The sequence below is a fragment of the Echinimonas agarilytica genome, from assembly GCF_023703465.1.
Lineage (GTDB): Bacteria > Pseudomonadota > Gammaproteobacteria > Enterobacterales > Neiellaceae > Echinimonas > Echinimonas agarilytica.
The window spans coordinates 1-19,314 of record NZ_JAMQGP010000012.1 but is presented as its reverse complement, the minus strand read 5'-3'; the positions used below and the strand labels follow the sequence as shown (position 1 = coordinate 19,314).

Below are 19,314 nucleotides of genomic sequence, written 5' to 3'. Positions count from 1 at the left end.
TTTCGATCCTACTCAATGTAAAAGAAAGCCACATTAAATTCGTCAAAGGTACTATTCCGGAAGAGTTTGGACCTGCCCAATATCAAGCATTAGACCGTGTGATATTCAATGCTATCTCGGAGCAATCTCTCTTTAGCCCTGACTCGCTTCGAGCTCACTATGCCGACGGTTTCTTTAATGATTTCATAGCTAGAGCGTTGCTCATTGGTGTGATCGAGCTGAAGCTGTACCCAATCAAGTAATCCAACAAAACCTATTCTAACAAAGAGAGTGCAGCCGTTGAAAAACGAGCAAAGTGAGAAACACGCATAGAACTTCCAGTCTGGTAGATTACAGCGACACAGAACTTACCCTTCATATGTTAAATTTTTATCACGGTAGCAAGTTGTTTATCCAACGCGTTTGGGTCAAAAAAAGGCTCCCGAAGGAGCCAAAACAACAAACAGTTAATACGAGAGTCCTTTCTCTGCCTGTTACACATACAAAATTAACGGTCGCGACCGATATACTCAAACCAATCAAAAGCTGCAGTGTTATCGCTTTGTGCACCTTGGGCACTGGTGTACATGCCCACGTATGGCCCATGAAATCCTGCTGCGATGTTGTCCGAGGTGATCACTGAGGTGATGCGATCTCCAATTGGACGCATGTTCGTTTCTGATGTGCCGAAGTAAAACTGTTGCGTCAAGTCGTCACGCGCTTCAACTTGAAAGATCGCTTTGTTGCCTTTGAAGGGAACGCTGGCGACATCGGTTCGTTTACCCTTGCGCACATAGCTCAATGAGATTGCGCCCTTCTCAAGTACAAGTTGGTAAAAAGCATCGTAGTCGCGATAAACCACAAGTCCTGCTATTTCATTTTTGTTGGGGGTGAAATTTACTTGGGTTTTTGCGCTGTATTGAGTGTCTTGAATACGGCGTACTAATAGAGAAGGGTTGACCTTGTTGTCAGCGGCAGATTCAGCCCGTGTTTCTAGTTTTAACTGGCCTTTTTCAATGTGGTACCACTGAGATGAAGGGTTGCGAAGCATATTAAATTCTAGGTCTAGCGCCGGGCGTACAAATTCATCTCGCGCCGGTTTCTGTGGTACAGGCGTCCATGGTAAATCAGGACGTTTTGCCCGCAGTGGCACTTTTGCTTCTCCTGGGTTGACTACTGGCCAGCCAAATTGCATGTCAACAGGTGCCAAGAAGGTTTCGCGTGCTAGCATGTCATAGAGGCGGTTATCGCTGCCCATAAATTTACGCTTACCTAGCAATACCATCCACCACTCACCATTTTGCGTTTGAACTAAGTCGGCATGGCCTGTGCTGTTGATGTGCGCTTTGTAACCCAAATTGCGATGGGTGACGATAGGGTTCTTATGGTAAGGCACATAGGGCCCCATTAAGTTGTCGCTATCAAAGACCGTGACGGCATGATCAATGCCAGTGCCGCCTTCGGCCACCATCAGCATGTAGCGTTCATTACCCTTGGCATCAGGCAGTTTGTAGATGTGGGGGCCCTCAGTCCAGCGTGCGTTACGTGCGTGGCCCAGCGTTAACTGTGTCTTTTCGCCCAGTAGCTTTCCTGTCTCCAAATTGATTTCTTGGATCCAAATGCCGTTCGGGTTTGGATAAGTCACTTCGTTGGGCTCTAGTACGCCCGTACCAGAATAATAGGCTTTGCCGTTTTCCCAGAATAGGTCCGGATCAATGCCCCTGTCGCCTTCGACCCAAATGGGTTTGCTCCATGGCCCGCGGGGATCCTTGGCGGTTACATAAAAGTTGTTACCGCACTGCACACACGTGGTAATAAGGTAGTAAGTGCCTTCGTGGTAACGCAATGTTGGTGCATAAATACCACGGCTTTTGCCAACATTAATAAGTTCAGGCAGGTAATCGGGTTCGGAGATGGCGTAACTGATGAGCTCCCAGTTCACCAGATCTTTCGAGTGAAAAAGAGGTACTGCTGGAAACCACTCGAAAGATGAGTTTGCCAAATAATAGTCATCTTCCACACGGATGATGGTTGGATCAGGGTGAAAGCCTGGGATGATTGGATTTTGGTATGTTTTGGGCGCTTGATGATTGGCGCCTTGACTGTTGGCGGCAGCCATTGGGCTCAACGCCGATGCACACAGGGCGAGCGTTGCGGTGGCAAGTAGCGACACTTTTTTCAAAGTTGCTGTCATGAATAACCTCAGCTGTTTACTTAGTTAGATTGTGACTGATTAAAAGTTGAGGCTAATGTAAGGCAAACAAGGCATGTCAGAATAAGAGGTCTATCATGTTTTGATAGACCCTAAGAAAAGCCTGAAAAACATATTTTTTACCTTTTGTTTGGGTGATTACAGGGGGCGCATAGGGGGCGCATAGAAAGTTAATAGAGTCTGATGAATAGCTGATTGTGGAAGGTAAGGTGACTTAATATGTACTTCCGCTGGGTGATGGTGTGTGCTTTAATATCAGAGCAATTTCACACCGAACCGGATTGTTTTGGTAGCGCGTGCGGAAGGGAAAATCAGCACAGTTTTGCATCTGCATCTGCATCTGCATCTGCGTTTAAGTGAAGAGAAACTATCAAGTTATTTTATTGTGAGCAAAGTTTGATGGTTAGATCTCATTTTTGGTTATTTAGGCTTACGGTTAGCTAGACGTTTGTTGATATAATTTGCGGTGTTACCGTTAACCCCTCTTCCCAGCATTTGAGTTGTTTTATGAGTAATCAGTCAATCCATACACATAAATTTTACCTGCGCCGCTTTATCGTTGTACCCACCAACGATCAAATTATTTGGAATGACAATCCTCATAAAATTGAGCCCAAAGCGATGTCTGTGCTGATTTATTTGGTCCAAAATTCAGAACGCATCGTCAGCTTACAAGAGCTGATGGACAATGTTTGGGCTGGCTCTATTGTGACGCCACAAACGGTTCAACGATGTATTTTCATCCTGCGGAAGATATTTAAGCAGGATCCCGATAATGCTTATATTCAAACCTTCACTAAAAAAGGCTATCAGTGTGTCGTTGATCCGAAACTTGTCGAACTAAATCAAAATTTTAAGTTGCCAGTACACGCTAAAAAGCCATGGTTGTGGGCAGCGGCCGCTGCTGTCATTCTTGTTATGGTCTCTGTGTCTATTTGGTTAAGCCCTCAGCAACCTCAACCCCCTAAACTTTATTCTGATGAGCCCTACGTACTGGATTTTTCTTGGCACCCAAACGGCGAGCACTTAGCTTATGTGAGCACTATTGCTGAAACCGGTGAGAACTATTTGCGCATTCAAGACAGCCAAGGTGAGGTATATGACATTGCCATGCTCAGCGCCAAGCCGCTTGTGGTCGCGGATTTGGCTTGGTCCCCCAGTGGCAAACAACTCATTGTGCATTGGCTGGCGGAAGAGGCAAACTTTGATCTGTTTCGTGTGGATATCAAGGCATTGGAACAAGCCACTCGCCAACATCAGTGGCAAGACTTAGAGCACCGTTATCGCAACATTGCATTTATTGATGAGAAGTCTTTGCTGTTTACACGAACCAGCAAAGACAGCTATGCGTTCCATCTTGAGCAATATGACCTGATTTCTCAAGTGACGACACCAGTATTTGAGGACGATTCAAAACGAGTGGAAGAGTTTGCCATTAAGCATGACCGCTTGGCCTATGTGGTAGAAGATGAATGGCAGTTCCATGTGCATTTACGCCTCTTTAGTCAAGGCACTGAGCTGGCCAACTTTACGGTGTCGGAAATGGTCAAGGATGTGTCTTGGCTGCCTGATTTGTCAGGTGTTGTGTTTAAAACCGAGAGTTCACTTTACGAGTATAAGCTTGATGCCGGCTTAGCCAATTGGAACGTACCACTTCCTCCTAATGTGGATAAAATGGAAGTGCGCGATTCTGGTGACGTATACTATTTGACCTCAAACATGGTCGATGCGGTCTACGTTAGGGAGTTTAATGCTTGTTGTGCAACGGAGCTTAATCCGAGCGACGCTAATCAATTTTACGGTAAATTCAGCCCTGATGGCAATCAGGTTGCACTGGTATCAGAGCAAAGCGGCTTGCCACAACTCTGGCTCGTGGCAGATGGAAAGGGCCGGCAGCTGACTCAGTTTAATAGTCGGAAAAGTATTAGTGCGATACATTGGTCTCATGATAATCAATGGCTTGTCTATAAAGTGGACAATACCATTTATGCCCACTCACTCATTGTTGATTCGAGCACTATGGTGGTTGAGAATCAACTGCATTCAGAGCCGCTCGGGTTTGCGTCAGATAGTAATACCTTTTTCTATAAGGACGTGAATGGATTTCGCTTAAAGCTGAGGTCGCAGGATTTGAGGTCATCTAAAAGCTCTGTGGCTGAGTTACCCGCGGGTAGTGATGTCATCATGGCTGCCGGCCGCGTCTTTTTTAAGGCACGCGGTAGTCATGAGCTCTATGAGCAAGTGGGTGATGAGGCGGTGTTAATAGCGGATGATTTTGAGCGTGATGCCACTTTGTTAAGCGCCAATGATCAATCGCTGTTCTATTTTTTATTCCGCCGCAGCCACATGAAACGCGTACTGGGGTTTGATTTAGCAACGGGCGAGCATCGTATTGCAGTGGAGCGTAACAGTTATTTAGGGAATGTGGAGGATATTAACCTGCGTGGCGACGTTATGATTAGCCGCTCTAAGCTCTTGAGACGCCAAATCAACAAATTGGAAATGGATACGTTGGCATATACGCCCATGTAGCGCCTCACTAGATTCTGATTTGAAAGCGCCCCTTGAGCCTTTAGGTTCGAGGGGCTTTTTTTGTGCTGGCAAGTGAGCCCTCAAATGCGGCATTCAGCCCTTCTAAGACAGCGCCGCACAAACCCCGTACTGATCCTGCAACAGACGATGCAAGAGCTCTGAATAAATTAACCTGTGAAAACCTGGGATGTAGCGGCTTGGCCACTGTTTTAGCCTGAACTATAGGTAAAATTCGTTGCAAAAGTCGGCGAACTTAGGGCGGTCATTGGATGAGTGAGCCGGCGGTACCGGCAGCAGGCTTTTGGGATAGTTGCAAACATCCAGTGTTTAGATGGGGATTATAACGGACCATTGAGGGCGAAGCGCGCCAACGATTGTCATCACTTACACTGAGATAAAAGGGGAAACGCAGATCCTACGCGTCCTTTTTGGGAGACAACGCTAAACCTTTTGGTGTGGCGCAAGAAAAAAGGGCACCGAAGCGCCCTTTGTTAGGATAAAACCAAAAACAGTCCGTAGTTTTCTTATTCTTGATATTCGAGAACTAGGCTGCCGATATTACAGCAGTAATTGCCAGGGCTATCAATTTCCATTCTAAAGCCTTGGTAACTATCTGCAGTGCGAGCCGCGTCTAGTATGCCGGAGGCTTCGATTAAGGGGGCGCTCCAGCCGCCGTTTGTTGGAATATCTATCTCGCCTAAAAGTTCTTCAGTCGTATCACTGAGCACGCCGTAAAATGTTGCCGTACCCCCAGAGCCGCCTTGGTGAGTTAAGGTGGCTTTGATACCGCCAACGGGGGCCATGGGCAAGTCGAATTTGACCCATGCGCCAGGCTTGAGGCTTTCCAGTTGTCCGTTGTCTTTTGCTTGTGCGATATTGAGACCGGCATTATCGGCAAACACCATATTTTGAGTCACACTGTTGAGGGACTGCTCGGTATAAGTCAGCTCAAGCTCAGTGACATCTGTTAGGAAACCGCCATCGGTAGCGTGGTCAAATGACAAGGTCAAGCGTCCAATACTGCCCACATTGGAGAGATCTAAATCCACCATCACGTAGTCAGCGTCAAAGCTGGCAATGGTGCCAACACCAACGGTTGCGCCATCCACAAGTACGGTGATTTCTGTTTGCGCTTTACGAGTTCCCGCCAACGAAATTTTTAAGGCCCCTTCATCTTCCACTTGCACCGTATTGAGATCGTAGCTGACCGTGCGATCGGCTTTGATATAGCCAATTGCTGTGTTAGTGCCATTGGCTTGTATGCCACCCGATTGTTCGTCAAACAACGCGGCGTTGATTGTTGCAACCGTGGGTGGAGTACCTAGCATGGGTGGCTCGCCAGTGTGGGAGTCAAAGCTGAAGGTTTCTCGGGAAGTTATGCTGTCACTGGCCGCGTAGAGTGGCGCATTGGCGCTACTGCTAGTGTCAATGCGCACGTATAGCTGCATTGATTTGGAGTACAGTGCAAATGCTTGTCCGCCTAAATCGACCCACACAAATTTCGCTGCTTCTGATATCTCCTTGCTGGCAACTGGCTGGACGTGAACATAGCCATAGCGAGCCGGATCGGCTTGGATATATCGACCACTGTAATCCATCAGCGCTATATAACCATCACCTGCATCTGTCACAATAAATCCTTGTGGCAAATCAGTGGTGTTTGCCACGAGCGGGTCGAGGCTTTGTGGCAGTGTCTGATCAGACTGAACATAGGCGCCATTGTTCGCTGACATGGCGATGTATTGGCCAATTGGGGCGGTGTTTACGCCATTGATAACATCTGTTTCGTTAACCGCGTCAGGCAGGCTAAACAGGGTGAGTGTATGGAGCAGCAAGCCATCATCATAATCAAAGTATTGACTAAATAGGCTTATGTCATCAATCAGTTGATTTTCAATGACAAGGTTATCAAAGTGGAAGAAGCGCAAATAAGCTTGTTTGTTCAAACTCGTATTGGACTCGGTTAAGAGCTCTTCTTGATTGTATGATGCTTGGCGAATGTTAAAGTTTTTGAACGTTTTGTCACTGATCATGCTCACTGTATCGGTGGCTTCGTCTCCCTCATCCCAAATACGAATATTGAAGATCACGGTTTCTTGGCCGTAGAACTCAAAGTCTTCGAATACGCCGCCGGAGTGATTCTTCAATAGGCCAAGTTGGAGGCGACTATCAAATACACCGTGGTTTTTCCAAAAAGATGTATCTTTGCGATCGGAAGACAAAACAGTGTGATTACGAACTTGAGTGAGGATGTTGAGGTCGCCATCAAACTCAGCTTCCCAACCGAGTTGGAAGCTTGGCCCATTGTGCATCACAAAGCTTGTATTGTTTTCCATCACGTAGTTTTCGTGTACATAGGTAATGTCATCGTCATTGATGAGCAAGTTACCGCTGTAGTAAACTTCTGCACCATCACTTTGGTAGGTGCCGCCGGCATAGCCCACATCTTTGTGGTTACGAATTTCAGATGAGCCCGTTTTAGCCATGACGCCCATGCGAGCCCCGACGTTTGTGAAGCCTTCAAATACAGTGGGTTCAGCGCTATAGGCACCTTGTAACCAAGTGTGCGTATCCCAATCTTGAGTGATCCCCCAGGGATTGCCTTCGATGGCATCAAGGTGAGACCAATAACTGCGAGCGCGTTCACTCCAAACATAGCCATCGTCATTGGCGGTGTCACCAGTGTACAAGTTAAACATTTCATCGGAGTAGATAGCGCGCCCCCAAAGCTTAAGGGGGTAACTGTCGTTTTTCAGCAAAAAGCCGTAGTGTAAGTAAGCATCTCCTGGCGCATAAACTTCGCGCGCGGTTTCATTGGCTCCCTCACCATAAAATTGGTAGTCGGGGTTAGGTAAATGAATACCCGGGCCAAATACCACCAAAGCGCCATTATCAAACTCAACAATTTCACCTTCTGGTGCTGAGCCTGGGGCAACATGCATGGGATTCACAAAAATAAACAGTGGTGATTCAATGATGATTTCACCACGCGTGGCTGTTTCAGGGGCGGAAGACCATGCCATGCGATTCACCGCAACTCGATAGTGGCGAGTAAAGTCCGTGGCACCGGGCAGGGTGATATCAAATGTTTGACCATCAACGCGCGCAACATCCAGTGGTTCTGGGTGAATTTCGAGGTCGGCTAAATCAACAGCGCCCTTGTCGGTTGCCAATGTGACACGCACAACAATCTCTTCTGAGGCGTCAATATTGATCCAATGTTTGTTGTGCAGTGACGAGCCTGAATCACCTTCTACAGGGCCATAAAGTGCGTAACCGTAAGGCAGGTGGCCACTTAACCCATTGTCGCGGTAAGAATGAGCAGGATCTTTTTGAGTGAGGAAGTTCCTGATTTGAGGTCTTGTTTCATAGACAGGTGCTTGAATGAGATCTGTGTTGGTCGATGAAGTTGTCACTTGAGCAGTAAAATAGGTCGACACCCGAGTCGCTTGCCCAAGATCGGGTTCGATGGGGGTTTGATACTGCATTTGGGGGAAGGTGATTTCTCGCGATTCAATAGCACCCTCGGCGTTGTAGACCTCTTTCGTTCTTTTCAGGGTCGAGCCCATCATGATATCGGGGACTACTGAGGATACTTCCAAGGTATCATCGGTCCCAGCGATACGAACCGTTTCACTGGGCGTAGAGGCCGATTCATCAACCATGGCAAGCACGCGAATGTCTCGAGTATCGCTCCGATCGAAAGTGCTAATGGTGAGCTCGGTTGTGTCTGCGTCGGCTGCGTCCAGTTCAGTCCATTCGTTGCTGTCTTCAAATCGTTGCTGAATAACAAAGCCCGTTTCTACCAAGGTATTATCATTCCAATAGACGGTGAGTGTGTCGTATGGGGGCAATGACTTAAAGTAGACATGATCAGGGGCTACGAGCAGGTCAGCCGGGTCGGCTGAGACGTGCATTAAGGTATCAATTTGATGTTGTTTGCCCTGATCATCTGTGGCAACAACTGATAGCTTGACCAATCCAGCCTCGTTGGGCGTGTATGATGCGTTGTATGTGGGTGCCTCAGTTGATTCGGCAATGAGCTCACCGTTAAACAGGTATTCAACCTTAACAATGGATGCGTCGCCTTTGGCTGTTGCCTCAGCCGAGAATAGCGCTTCTTCATTAACGAGTAGCGGTGTTTCTGCATTGGGGGAAAGGAGCGTGACTGTGGGAGGCTTCAGGGCCGCGTTCACTTGCACTTGAGTGCTATGAGACGCGGTGGCTCCACGGTCGTCAACGACTGTAACGGAAAGCGTATTGGCACCTTCAGGCGTGTTTATGGGCACATAAAACTCATCAAGCGTGAATGGTGCTTGATAAAGAGAGCCCATGTAAGCGCCATTCCAAAACAGCTTGGCTTCCACTACTTCACCGTCAGGATCGCTAGCGTCCATTTCAATCAAAAGTGGTTCACTAATTGCCACTTCTAACTCACTGGCAGGGCTAGTGATTTGAACACTAGGAGCTTGGTTTTCTACTTCGCCACCACAATCGGTGACGCATCCATTATCACTATTTTTATTGTCATCACTGCCGCAGCCGGTAAGCGCAAGCAGTACTGACAGAGCAATGGCAGTATATTTCTGAGCCATGGTTTTGCCTCATATTCATCTATGTTAATAAGAAAGGTGATGTTGGGCAATCACCTTTCATCGCAATGGGTGGGGTTAGTTGTACTTACCCCACTTGTTGGAGTTATTCGGATTTAGGTTTTTCACCTTGCATGAGATAAACCACCTGCCCGGTATATTGGTCAATGGCATATAATGCAGGCTCGTTCATGTCGGTCGCAGTCAAATACGGTAAGCCGCCTTCGGTGACCACTGCGCTGAGTTTGCCAATTTGATTTTCGTTAGTGACTAATGGCAGTTCCTTGGCCGTGCTGGTTAATTCAGCCAAACCGGTCTCGGTTTTTGCAATCACTTGGGCTAGATTGCTCAAATCAACTTCATAGAGCGTTTGTTGTGAAGCAACGTAAGCTTTGAGCTGCTTGTTATCGGCGGCAATAGAATCCGACTCTGGGATCACTAGAGGATTGCCCGCAGCATCAACAATGTTCAGCTGAGTGAGGGGGGCATTTTCATCGTAGATGTCTTTGCTATTGGTGGCGTACACACGGGTGTTTTTGGTGTCTTTATCTTTGGCTATGACCAGGATGTACTCGGTACGTTGATCACCTTCACCAATATAAAGCAAGTCGACACCAATGCTGCCCTCGTAGTTCGTTGTACTACCAAATGTCTTTCTTGACAGCCACTTGCGATGGGTGGTGGAGTCATTGAGGCTAACTGGCGTACCCTCTAGGTTGTAGTTCAAGGTCATGGTGGCTAAGCCGTCATTACCGGTCACATAAACGGTGTTACCGTTTTCAGACATTGCGGTTTGGCGGGCATCCCAAATGGTGTTGCCAAGTTGATGAAGATAGGCGTCTTCAGTTGCGCGCAGTGCCAGTGGTGTAGGGGCTGACAAATCCGAAACCTCCAGCAAAGTGCCTTGCCATGAGTGACGAATTAAGTAATTACCATCGCTGGCTGGTCGGTGGTTATTCACCGTGATGCCACCAAGCTTCTTCGTAATGGTGTTTTGGTTGGTTTGCCCAAATAGCGCCGTTGGTGCGACTAACTTTTCCGTTGAGGACACCATATTGAATTGACTGACCTGCATGCCTTCATATTCTGCTAGATAGAACACAGGAAAGCCTTCGCGACCATCAATGGCAACATCTACAAAGTCTGTGAACTCGCCGGCGTTAGCTGGGAATGGTACTGAGTCGTCAGCAAGTTTGGTGACCCAAACACTGAGGGGTAGCAAGTTGATTTGGTCAAAAGCGGTAATGGATTCGTCCACGTTGGAGGTGAGCACATACTCAACATCATCGCCATCGGCCACTTGGCTGAGATCGGCAGTGTATAGCCATAAACCGGTCGCGGCATCATAGCTGTCGACGGCATTACCGTTAATTAATAGGGCAGAGGCGTCAATGTTTTTCTCATCTGTATTAAGTTGGGCATGACCACGTAATATCACAGTGTTTGCAGCAATGGCGGACACTGGCGCAGGGAACTCCAAAGACGCACTGAGAATATCAGTATTTGGATCTGCCTTGGTTTTCACGGTCCAGCAGAATTGCTCGCTCCCCACGGTGAAGCACGGGTTTACTGCGGTGACGTACTCGTCCGGCAATTCAACTCTGATCTGAAGTGTTTGCCCTGGCGCTATCATTGCGCCCTCTAGATCTGAGAAGAAGCGACCATCAATGGCGTACATGGCACCGTCTACAGTAACAGGCAGTTGGGTGTTGTAGCCGGTTAAGTTGACGGTATATGTAATATACTGTTTAGCTTCTTCAGTACTGATCTCTGCATCGGAGTTGCGTGGGTCGTTGGCGAAGTAATCAGGATCAATGGGGTCAAAGTCGGGGTTTTCGGCTTCAGTCACAACCTCAAACGGTATGTATTGCGTTTTAGTTTCTCGTTTGAGCACAATGGCAAGCCCGCGCTCGTCGAGCTTAGGCACCATGACTGGTTCACCGTTTTCTTCCCAAATCGGAAGGCCATCGTCATCAGTCGCTTGAATCAGATCGTAGGTTACATCTTCATATTGCCAGGTGAGCTGTGCGCGATAGGTTTGGTCAAATACATAATCAGGCAGTTCAAAGGTGACCGCGAGGTAATCAGCATTTTGTACACATGCGCCGTAGGCTTGTAAAACATTGTCGTTGAACGTGGAGTCAGCGAATACTTCGATTCGAGCCACCGGCAGCACGACCGGCTCTTCGTTTTCGTTTTCGCCAATATATGTGGTTTCATCTGATTCAAAGATGAATTCATGTTTTAAATAATTGCTGAGACCAAAGACCGGCAGCGCACTTTTGATTCGAATCGTTTGACCATCGGCAACCGGCTTAGACTGCTGCTGAAAGTCGAGCACAGGGGTATAGTCGAACTCGAGCTGGCCATCAGGAAAGAAATCTGAGGCTTTGGGCGTTGTGACCTTAAAATCGGTGCTTTCGTTGGCATACACTAGGGTCGATTCAAAGGTCATGTCATACATGCCCTGCGGCAGGGCAAATTTAGCCGCGATGGCGTCCCCATTGATCACTGAGGTGACACGAGAGCCATCGGCGTGACCGCTGCCGGGCGCCGTTGGATTGACATCCATATAGGCAATGCTATTGCGGTATGGCGTTTCAGTGAGGTAGCCTTCCTCTGAAGGGCACTTGGTGGGATCGGGCGCAATCATGGTTGCGGGTGCTTCAAAATTGAAGGTATGCGTTTTGAATTCACCGAGCCCAGTGACCACAGTTTGATCGGGTGCAAAGCTGACAATTAACTGTTCGCCGTTATATTCATCGGCAAGTAAAGTTGAAGCAAGTGTATAGTTGAGTTCAACTTCGGTGCCCGCTTGTTGGAATGTAATCGGATCAGGCAGTTCCTGCCGATTATTCGAGGGTTTGCTATTATCACTACCGCAAGCTGAAAGCATTAACACACTGAGTAGTGCGGAGCTTAGCGCGGTCAATTTTCTTGATTGAGAAATCATTTATGACTCCAAATTAAATTTGTCTCAGTCCAAACTTAGAGGCAGGTGTAGCCTGCCTCTACCTGCAGCTATTGCTCACAATGAGTTTTGCTTTCGTCGCCGACAAGGGTGTTATTAGTTTTGAGGATGTAACCCATTTGACGGCTCTCCAAATCCATGGTTATTAGCGCTGAGTAATCTCCCCCGTTCTGAACATCAGCAATGACCATGTAGTCCATATCTCCCTCAATCACTAATGACTTGATGTTGCCAAGTGTGGGTTGATTCGGATGGTCTGGGCTGGCGATGAGCGTGGCTGTTAACGCGTCACTCTGTGCAATATTGGCGAGATCAACTTCGTATATAAGTTTATCTTTGTTATCAACGATGTAGGCTTTCTCTCGGCTGCTAGAGACGGCAATTGCATCGGCCTTGTAAAGGCGTATTGGATTACCTTGAGAATCAACGAGCGTCTGTCTGACTGCTGCTGTTTCAGGCGTGTAGCTATCTCTTACCTGAATTTTGCGAAGATAGGTTTCGCCAAAGTTACCCGATGCGGTATTGTCTTTGCCATCGAGCACCAAAAGCCATTCGTTATAGGCCACTTGGTCAAGCTCTGCTGCGTCTCGGCGGCTAAAGATGTCAAGGCTAACAGCGTTGTTATACAGCCTTGCAGCATCTTCGCTGGAGGTTGTTTCCTTAGCGATAATACCAATTCCAGAACCAAAGCCTTTAAATACAAAGTCTTCAATGTTAGGTGTTTTTAAACCCACAATGCCCTGGTATTTGGGATCAAAACTATAGTCAGACTTAGCGGTCATAAAGAGCTGAGTACCATCGGCACTGTAGGCAAAGTGACCTGGGTGTTTAACGCCTTCCCAGTTGGTTTGGAATTGCCCCATATTGGACTGGCTGATGTCACCATCTAAATCGTCGTTGTCATAGTAGGCAAGGTTGCCGGGTGAGCTACCAATGACGACGCCACCAACTTTAGAAATGGCATGGTTAAATTGAACACCATTGACGCCGGCATCTTGCCAAGACCAAGGTAGGGTTAGACAAGATATTTTGTCTCGGCCATGAAGCGCATAACGCCAGAGAATCCCAGGTGCTTGGTTACCCACAATATCGTCGTTATTGCCACTCTTATCTAGGATGTAGAGTGAGTTGTCCATTGGGTTTAACGTCAGGTCGACGGGTTGCTCTAAGACGGAATTAGCCAAAAAAGACGGGTAAATACCCACATTCTCAATGTCGTTCACGTAGTAGGTGTTTGCTTCGATGGGCTCAGAGATAGCAACCTGCTGGGCCACTTCATCGGGCCAGGTGCGCGTCAAATTGCTGGTTGCATCAATCGTAAAGGCATTGTCGCCAATGACAAGTGGCACAGGGTATTGCCAAGCATAGGCCTTACGCAGCTTTAACTCGGGCTCATTTGTTTCTGGATTAATGATTTCAACGTATTCAGACTCACTTTCTAACGGTATCAATTGATCTGATGTCAGCGTACCAATATGGGTGAGTGCGCCGGTTGTTGTATTTTTGCTGTGGATGTTTATTTCAGTAATGTCATATTCATCGGGAATATTGGCATCAGGAACACGGCAGTTGTTGGAGAATTCTAATTGGTCATAGCTGGTATAGACCTTACCACGAAGCTCCATGTTGTCTTCCAACACAATACCTTTTGCAACAGGATACTGCCACGTTAAGTCTGCGCCGGGTAAATAGTCAATGGGCTGTGTATGAACAACGGCAGTGCCTTCAACTATCTCAGTGCCCTCTTCACCAACCTCAATTTTTAGGGCAAGTTCTTGATCATAGTATTTCAGTATGTCTTCATTAATGTCACAACTTTGATTATCGCCCTCCTTGCTTTGCACGCGAATATAAAGCCGTTGACCTGCGCGAATGGTCAATGGGTTTTCTTCATCCAGCGTATAGAGACTGAAATTTTCATCAAGGTTGCTGCCAACTGCGGTGAAAATATCAAAATCAGTAAAAGACCCAGTTTTAGTTAATACCACAGGCGCGTTGGTGTTAAAGCCGCTAAAAGTAATAGGCTCCATATCAAAATAACGGCCGGGTTTAAGGTTCCTTTTGCTTGTTAAAAATTCTGACTTAGGATCAATTTGAGGGTTTCTCAGGGCAGTATTGATGATGAATTCATCAGTATGATTTCCCACTTGGATTATAGCTTGATAAGCGCGTTCCCATTGGTCATCTCTCAAATCAAAAGTGGGGGTGATATTGGTCATGAGCATCAGTTGACCAGGCTCTGACGTGAGGCTGGCATTCGTGCCGTTATATTCTTTAGTGTCAATATCTAGCGTTGCTTTGAGTTGGTATTTGAAAAAGCCTTCATTGGTCACATCCAATGCGTCTTCAATAAGCAGTGGGGTGTAGCTCATGAGTGCGTAGATATAATCAATATCATCGCATGCTTCTAACTCAGTATAAGTTGGCTCGTCTGGCAATGGTCGGCCATTTTCTTCAGCATCAGCTACGGCTTCTTGCCAACTTAGCTTGGCATTTTCATTGGACGTTTTAGTGTTTTCATTTCTTTTAATACACTCTTCTGTCGTGGCGATAATTGTTTTTCGAATGCGAGGGTCGTATGTGGTATTTGTTATGTCTTTCACTGAAACCACTTGTACGGGGACCTGTGCGTCGGCACTCATGCCGTATATTCCTGCACTATTGATTAGCGTTGCAAAGTCAGCGGGAACGTCGCTTCGTTCATAGAAATATTCAATTGAGACTTGGCCTGTTTCAGCGTCAACAGCTTCTCTTGCATAACGCGTGAAGCCGAAGCCTCCACGGTAGATGATGGGCTCAATATCGGTACTGGTTGAAGTGTCAACACCAGCGTTATCAAGGTCCGTTAGACAGCCTGATAGAAGGCTAAGTATTAGTGCTGTTGCACTGAACTTGAGTATGGACTCGGTTTTATTTTTAACCATGATGCTATTCCGAATTCTGTTCGTAAAATTAACTTGCTGCATTAGTTGAACCTCGAACGAATACCAATGGTGTAGTAAGCGCCGGTTTCGTTATATTCGCGCAGCAGGTGTTTGGTCGTATCGACATCGCCAACGTAACGGCGTTTAGGTTCGCCCAGCAAATTGTTGCCTTGAATGAAGAAGGTAGTGCCTTCGAAGCGATAGCTCATCGACAGGTCGAGAGTTTCGTAGGTATCGTTCCAAACTGGCAAAGAAATACCTGTTCGACGATATAAAGTGTCACCATCAAGGTCATACTGTTCGTAAATTATTGGGTCAGGACCTGCGGTTGAGTTTTCGCTGTAGGATTCGTCTCGGTAGTTGTAAGCCGCTCGGAAGTTAAAGCCATACTTGTCGTAGAATAGAATGAAGTTGGCACTATTTTGCGACAAATCTTTAATAGATAGTTCTGAACCATCAAGCTCATTAAAGCCTGAACCTTGATCACTGTCGGTATAGGTGTAGTTTGTTTGAAGACCAAAGCCATTGAGCCAACCTGGGAGATAGTCCATGTTATGAGTGGCAGCAAGTTCAATTCCTTTTACCGTGCCTTTGTCACCATTAATGGGTTGCCGAATCGTGACTGGATCATCAAACAAGCCATTTTTATCTCGGTCTTCTGGCGAGATATAGTTGGTGTATGATGAAGTTAAGAAGTCTTTTAGTTGTTTATAGTAAACTGCGGCACTGAACTGGTTAATGTCGCTGGGGTACCATTCCCAAGAAATATCGTAGTTGGTGGCTCGCTCTGGCTTGAGTGCAGGGTTGCCGACGCTACCTGTGTAACCATAATTTGGAATATTAAATGATGGTGACATATCTACGGGGTTTGGACGTGTCATGGTTTTGGCATAAGCAAAACGCACAAACATGTCGTCGGTGAGCAGTACGTTCAAGTTGAACGAGGGGAGCACGTTATGGTAGCTACCCTTGTAGGTGGCTGGGGTGTAGTATTCTGCGTTGCGGTTATCAAAATCTTTAATGGGTCGCCATGTGTCTTCATCAACTAGACGGGTGGTATTCATACCCAATGACTTAGTTTCTGTTTCGATATAACGAACACCCGCATTACCTGTGACGATATAGTCGAATATTTCGCCTTCAAAGTTACCCTTGATATATACCGCTTTGGTTTCCTCTTCAATTAGGTATGGATATTTCTGATCCAGTACAAATTCGGCACCAGGTATCTCCAACAGGTAATCATACTCTCGATTGTTCTCAACGGTGTCGTCACCCGCTGGATAGATCATGCGATCAGTACAAATTTTCTGAACATCTTTGTCGTAAATCGTGCAAGTTGCGCCATCTGATCGACCTGGGAACATATCTGCAATGAGCTGCTTCATTTCATTGTGATTCATGTCAATGCCAAGCCACGAGGGAATGGTCGAGCTATTGGAACCGGGGAAGGTATCTCCCATGGGCGTCAAAAAGCGCGACATATAGTTTTGTGTGCCGTACTGCTCTTCGAAGATTTGGTCCATCCAATTAATGGTTGGGTTGCTCCAGCCGATGGTGCCACCGAGCATGGTGCCCGTGCTTAAATCTTGGTCGTATGCACGCCAGTTGTCGGAAGTGATGGATGTACTGTTAGGGTTAGCGTTTCGGAGTTCGTAACGGCTTCGATTAATTTGGTTGTTGGCGAAACGCGCACCAAATTCAATCTTAGAGAGATAGTCGTTGTCCAGGGCATAATCAAAGTCAAGCGCTAACGAATCCATCTCGTTTTTATGGGTTGTTTCGCTGCCCCAGAAGCTGCTTATGGTGTAGATGTCGGGATTGAGCAGTGCATTTGACATGTCGCTGAATGTACCATCACCCGTGAGAATACCTACTGCTGGTAAATCGCCTGGGGCGGCATAGTCGAAGAAGACATTCGCTGCTGACAAGTTATAAACAACGTCATCTTCATTTTCAGGCACATAGTCGCTATCTACCGCGGATTGAATTTGGCCTGCGCCCATATTCATGGTGTAGGATTCGACGTTTTTCTCGGATTTAGCGTAGGCGTAGACAAAATCCATTGCCAGGTCATCTGTCCAGTGAATTTTGGTGTTTAGCTGGTAATTTTCTTGGACTAGATCCTCATCATTGGAGCCGTACTGAACTTGAGCAGGTGGATTGTAGAGATCGCCCTTAGGCGTTACGACAGCGGTTTGGATTAAGTAGCGATCTAACTCGCCTGTGTATTGTTGATAGTCTGCTGCGCCGCCTTTAGCGACTTCTTCCGGGTTGCCAATGTATAGCTCGCCAGCATTGGCTGTACGACTCCACCCTGAGAGCATGCTTAGGCTTTCGTCAAAATCGGTCCCATCAAGATCGCGATCCATAAAGTAATTGCGGTCGTTATTGGTGCGGTAGCTTAATCCTTGTTTGGTGTAGCTTCGCTCCAACTCCATGTGGGTGGCGCTGGCGGCAAACTCCACGCGGTCATTGAGTCGCCATTGCAAGGCGAGATCCAAGGATACGCGGTCATCTTCGTAGGGTTTTTGCTCAAGCTGAATGTTGTCCGGTCTAAAAATGGTTTTACCGGCGAGCTGTGAGCTTTGTGCAATTTGGTTATCGATCATAGGCGCCCAATTACTATTGAACGTATGTGATTCGCGGTAGCTTTTCTCCAGTGCTGAGTTGAATAAAAAACCGAACTCGCCCCAATCTCCCCAATCGAATTTTTTGGTACCCATGAATGTGGCTTTGCCACCCCAATCATCAGCCAGCTCATCCTTGGTCGTTTGCGCCGACACGTTGACCGTTTGCTCTTTAAAATCAAGCGGTTTGAAGGTATGTAACCGAATGGTTGCACCTGACGCACCCTCGACCATGTCGGCGGTGGGCGATTTAATGACTTCAATTTTTGAAAATAGCGCGGAGTCTACGGCGTTAAAATTGTTTGAACGTTCATCGCCGCCGCTCGCCATGCCTTGGCCATTAATTTCTACCCGGTTTTGAGACAGTCCGCGTACCTGAAAGCCAGAGCCTTGGCCTGTTTCGTCTCGGTTAATTTGTACGCCAGTCACACGTTGCAGTGCTTCGGCAATGTTGTTGTCGGGTAGCTGACCAATGTCTTCAGCCGAGATGGCATCCATGATTTGATCTGCGCTTTTTTTCATGAAAGCTGCGTCACGTAGCGAACTACGAACACCGGTGACCTGAATGACTTCAGGTTCTTCTTCTGTTTGTTCTGAGTCTTGCGCCTGCGCCAAGGGGGCTGCAAGCGAAAGTGCCATAGTGGTCCATATACATTTTTGTATTGACCTTGCAAGAATGTGCCGCTTGAACATTTCCTGTCCTCAATCGTGGTTCGAAAGTTGTGTTTATTCCTCTGTATTAGATGCAGGCTTAGTGGGTAAATCTGAGAGACGGATCTGATTTAGTTTCGAACCAAAAAAAAACTGTAAAAACAAATAAAATTTTAGATTAACGGGATGTGCTTGGGGTGGATTTTGGGGAGGGTAGGCACCTAAAAAAGCCATATTGTTCTTTTGGTTTTTCTGTAAGCTATTGTCTTGCAAGTGTTAATTATGTTGTTGACGGCGTTTTTGAAAAAGGCCGAAGTGGTGTTGAGTTTGTTGTCTGCCGGTTTCGTGTTGTTTTCCGAAAATTTAGATAATGTTTAAATTAGGTGCGCATCATGTGTTGGTGTTTGCCATTTGAGGTGGGTTAAGTCGCCAGATGCACGTCAAAGGTTCATGTAAACGTCGAATCGGTTGTTCTTTGTACTAATTTTATGTTGCGGTTTTATGGCAGCCAGCGGAGGCGCATAACTGGGCCTTTTCGCCACAACTCGCTTTGTTGCATGTTGAAGTGCGATGTGAAGGAGTGTATCGGCATCTTCGTCGGGGCCAACGAGGTGTTGAAATAGGCGCATTTCTTTTTTGACTTGCGCGGATTTTTGCCAATGAAGAAACATGGGATCTAGGTAAATAACGTCATGCTTCGTTGAACTAAGTCATTTAAAGTCGCAATCAGAGCGAAGTAGCTTTCGTTATATAAACGTGTTGATTTGAGTTGTGCTGCCATGGAGCGGATTGTTGCATGTTGAACTCCCCGTTGTGTTTTAGT

The 19,314-nt window shown here is 46.8% G+C and carries 7 protein-coding genes and 1 pseudogene; 2 read left to right on the top strand and 6 right to left on the bottom strand.

Features of this window, described 5'->3' with window-relative positions; all coding sequences use genetic code 11:
• A partial coding sequence (locus NAF29_RS17940) for a hypothetical protein (protein WP_251263011.1) occupies positions 1-242 on the top strand: 242 nt, incomplete at its 5' end.
• A 245-nt stretch (positions 243-487) separates the two neighbouring features.
• Here the strand turns inward: NAF29_RS17940 and NAF29_RS17935 are convergent.
• A complete protein-coding gene (locus NAF29_RS17935) occupies positions 488-2,173 on the bottom strand; it encodes a glycoside hydrolase family 43 protein (protein WP_251263010.1) in 1,686 nt (561 codons plus the stop codon).
• Between the two features lie 525 nt (positions 2,174-2,698).
• Here NAF29_RS17935 and NAF29_RS17930 point away from each other — a divergent pair.
• Positions 2,699-4,723, top strand: a complete 2,025-nt coding sequence (locus NAF29_RS17930; protein WP_251263009.1) for a winged helix-turn-helix domain-containing protein — start codon at positions 2,699-2,701, stop codon at positions 4,721-4,723.
• Positions 4,724-5,247: 524 nt separating this feature from the next.
• Here NAF29_RS17930 and NAF29_RS17925 read toward each other — a convergent pair.
• From NAF29_RS17925 to NAF29_RS17905, 5 genes and pseudogenes are all read right to left on the bottom strand, one after another.
• On the bottom strand, positions 5,248-9,318 hold the full coding sequence (locus tag NAF29_RS17925; RefSeq protein ID WP_251263008.1) for an Ig-like domain-containing protein: 4,071 nt from the start codon (positions 9,316-9,318) through the stop codon (positions 5,248-5,250).
• Positions 9,319-9,421: 103 nt separating this feature from the next.
• On the bottom strand, positions 9,422-12,268 hold the full coding sequence (locus NAF29_RS17920) for a hypothetical protein (protein WP_251263007.1): 2,847 nt from the start codon (positions 12,266-12,268) through the stop codon (positions 9,422-9,424).
• A 68-nt stretch (positions 12,269-12,336) separates the two neighbouring features.
• Positions 12,337-15,210 (bottom strand): hypothetical protein, encoded by a 2,874-nt coding sequence (locus NAF29_RS17915; protein ID WP_251263006.1) that lies wholly within the window; start codon positions 15,208-15,210, stop codon positions 12,337-12,339.
• A gap of 41 nt (positions 15,211-15,251) precedes the next feature.
• A complete protein-coding gene (locus NAF29_RS17910) occupies positions 15,252-18,479 on the bottom strand; it encodes a TonB-dependent receptor domain-containing protein (protein WP_251263005.1) in 3,228 nt (1,075 codons plus the stop codon).
• Positions 18,480-18,931: 452 nt separating this feature from the next.
• Positions 18,932-19,198: pseudogene (locus tag NAF29_RS17905) on the bottom strand (class I SAM-dependent methyltransferase); the annotation flags it as partial.
• Positions 19,199-19,314: the final 116 nt, after the last annotated feature.

Bases quoted from the DNA above. Each gene is read 5' to 3' on its own strand.
- NAF29_RS17935 (WP_251263010.1), bottom strand. From the start codon at position 2,173: ATGACAGCAACTTTGAAAAAAGTGTCGCTACTTGCCACCGCAACGCTC.
- NAF29_RS17930 (WP_251263009.1), top strand. From the start codon at position 2,699: ATGAGTAATCAGTCAATCCATACACATAAATTTTACCTGCGCCGCTTT.
- NAF29_RS17925 (WP_251263008.1), bottom strand. From the start codon at position 9,318: ATGGCTCAGAAATATACTGCCATTGCTCTGTCAGTACTGCTTGCGCTT.
- NAF29_RS17920 (WP_251263007.1), bottom strand. From the start codon at position 12,268: ATGATTTCTCAATCAAGAAAATTGACCGCGCTAAGCTCCGCACTACTC.
- NAF29_RS17915 (WP_251263006.1), bottom strand. From the start codon at position 15,210: ATGGTTAAAAATAAAACCGAGTCCATACTCAAGTTCAGTGCAACAGCA.
- NAF29_RS17910 (WP_251263005.1), bottom strand. From the start codon at position 18,479: ATGGCACTTTCGCTTGCAGCCCCCTTGGCGCAGGCGCAAGACTCAGAA.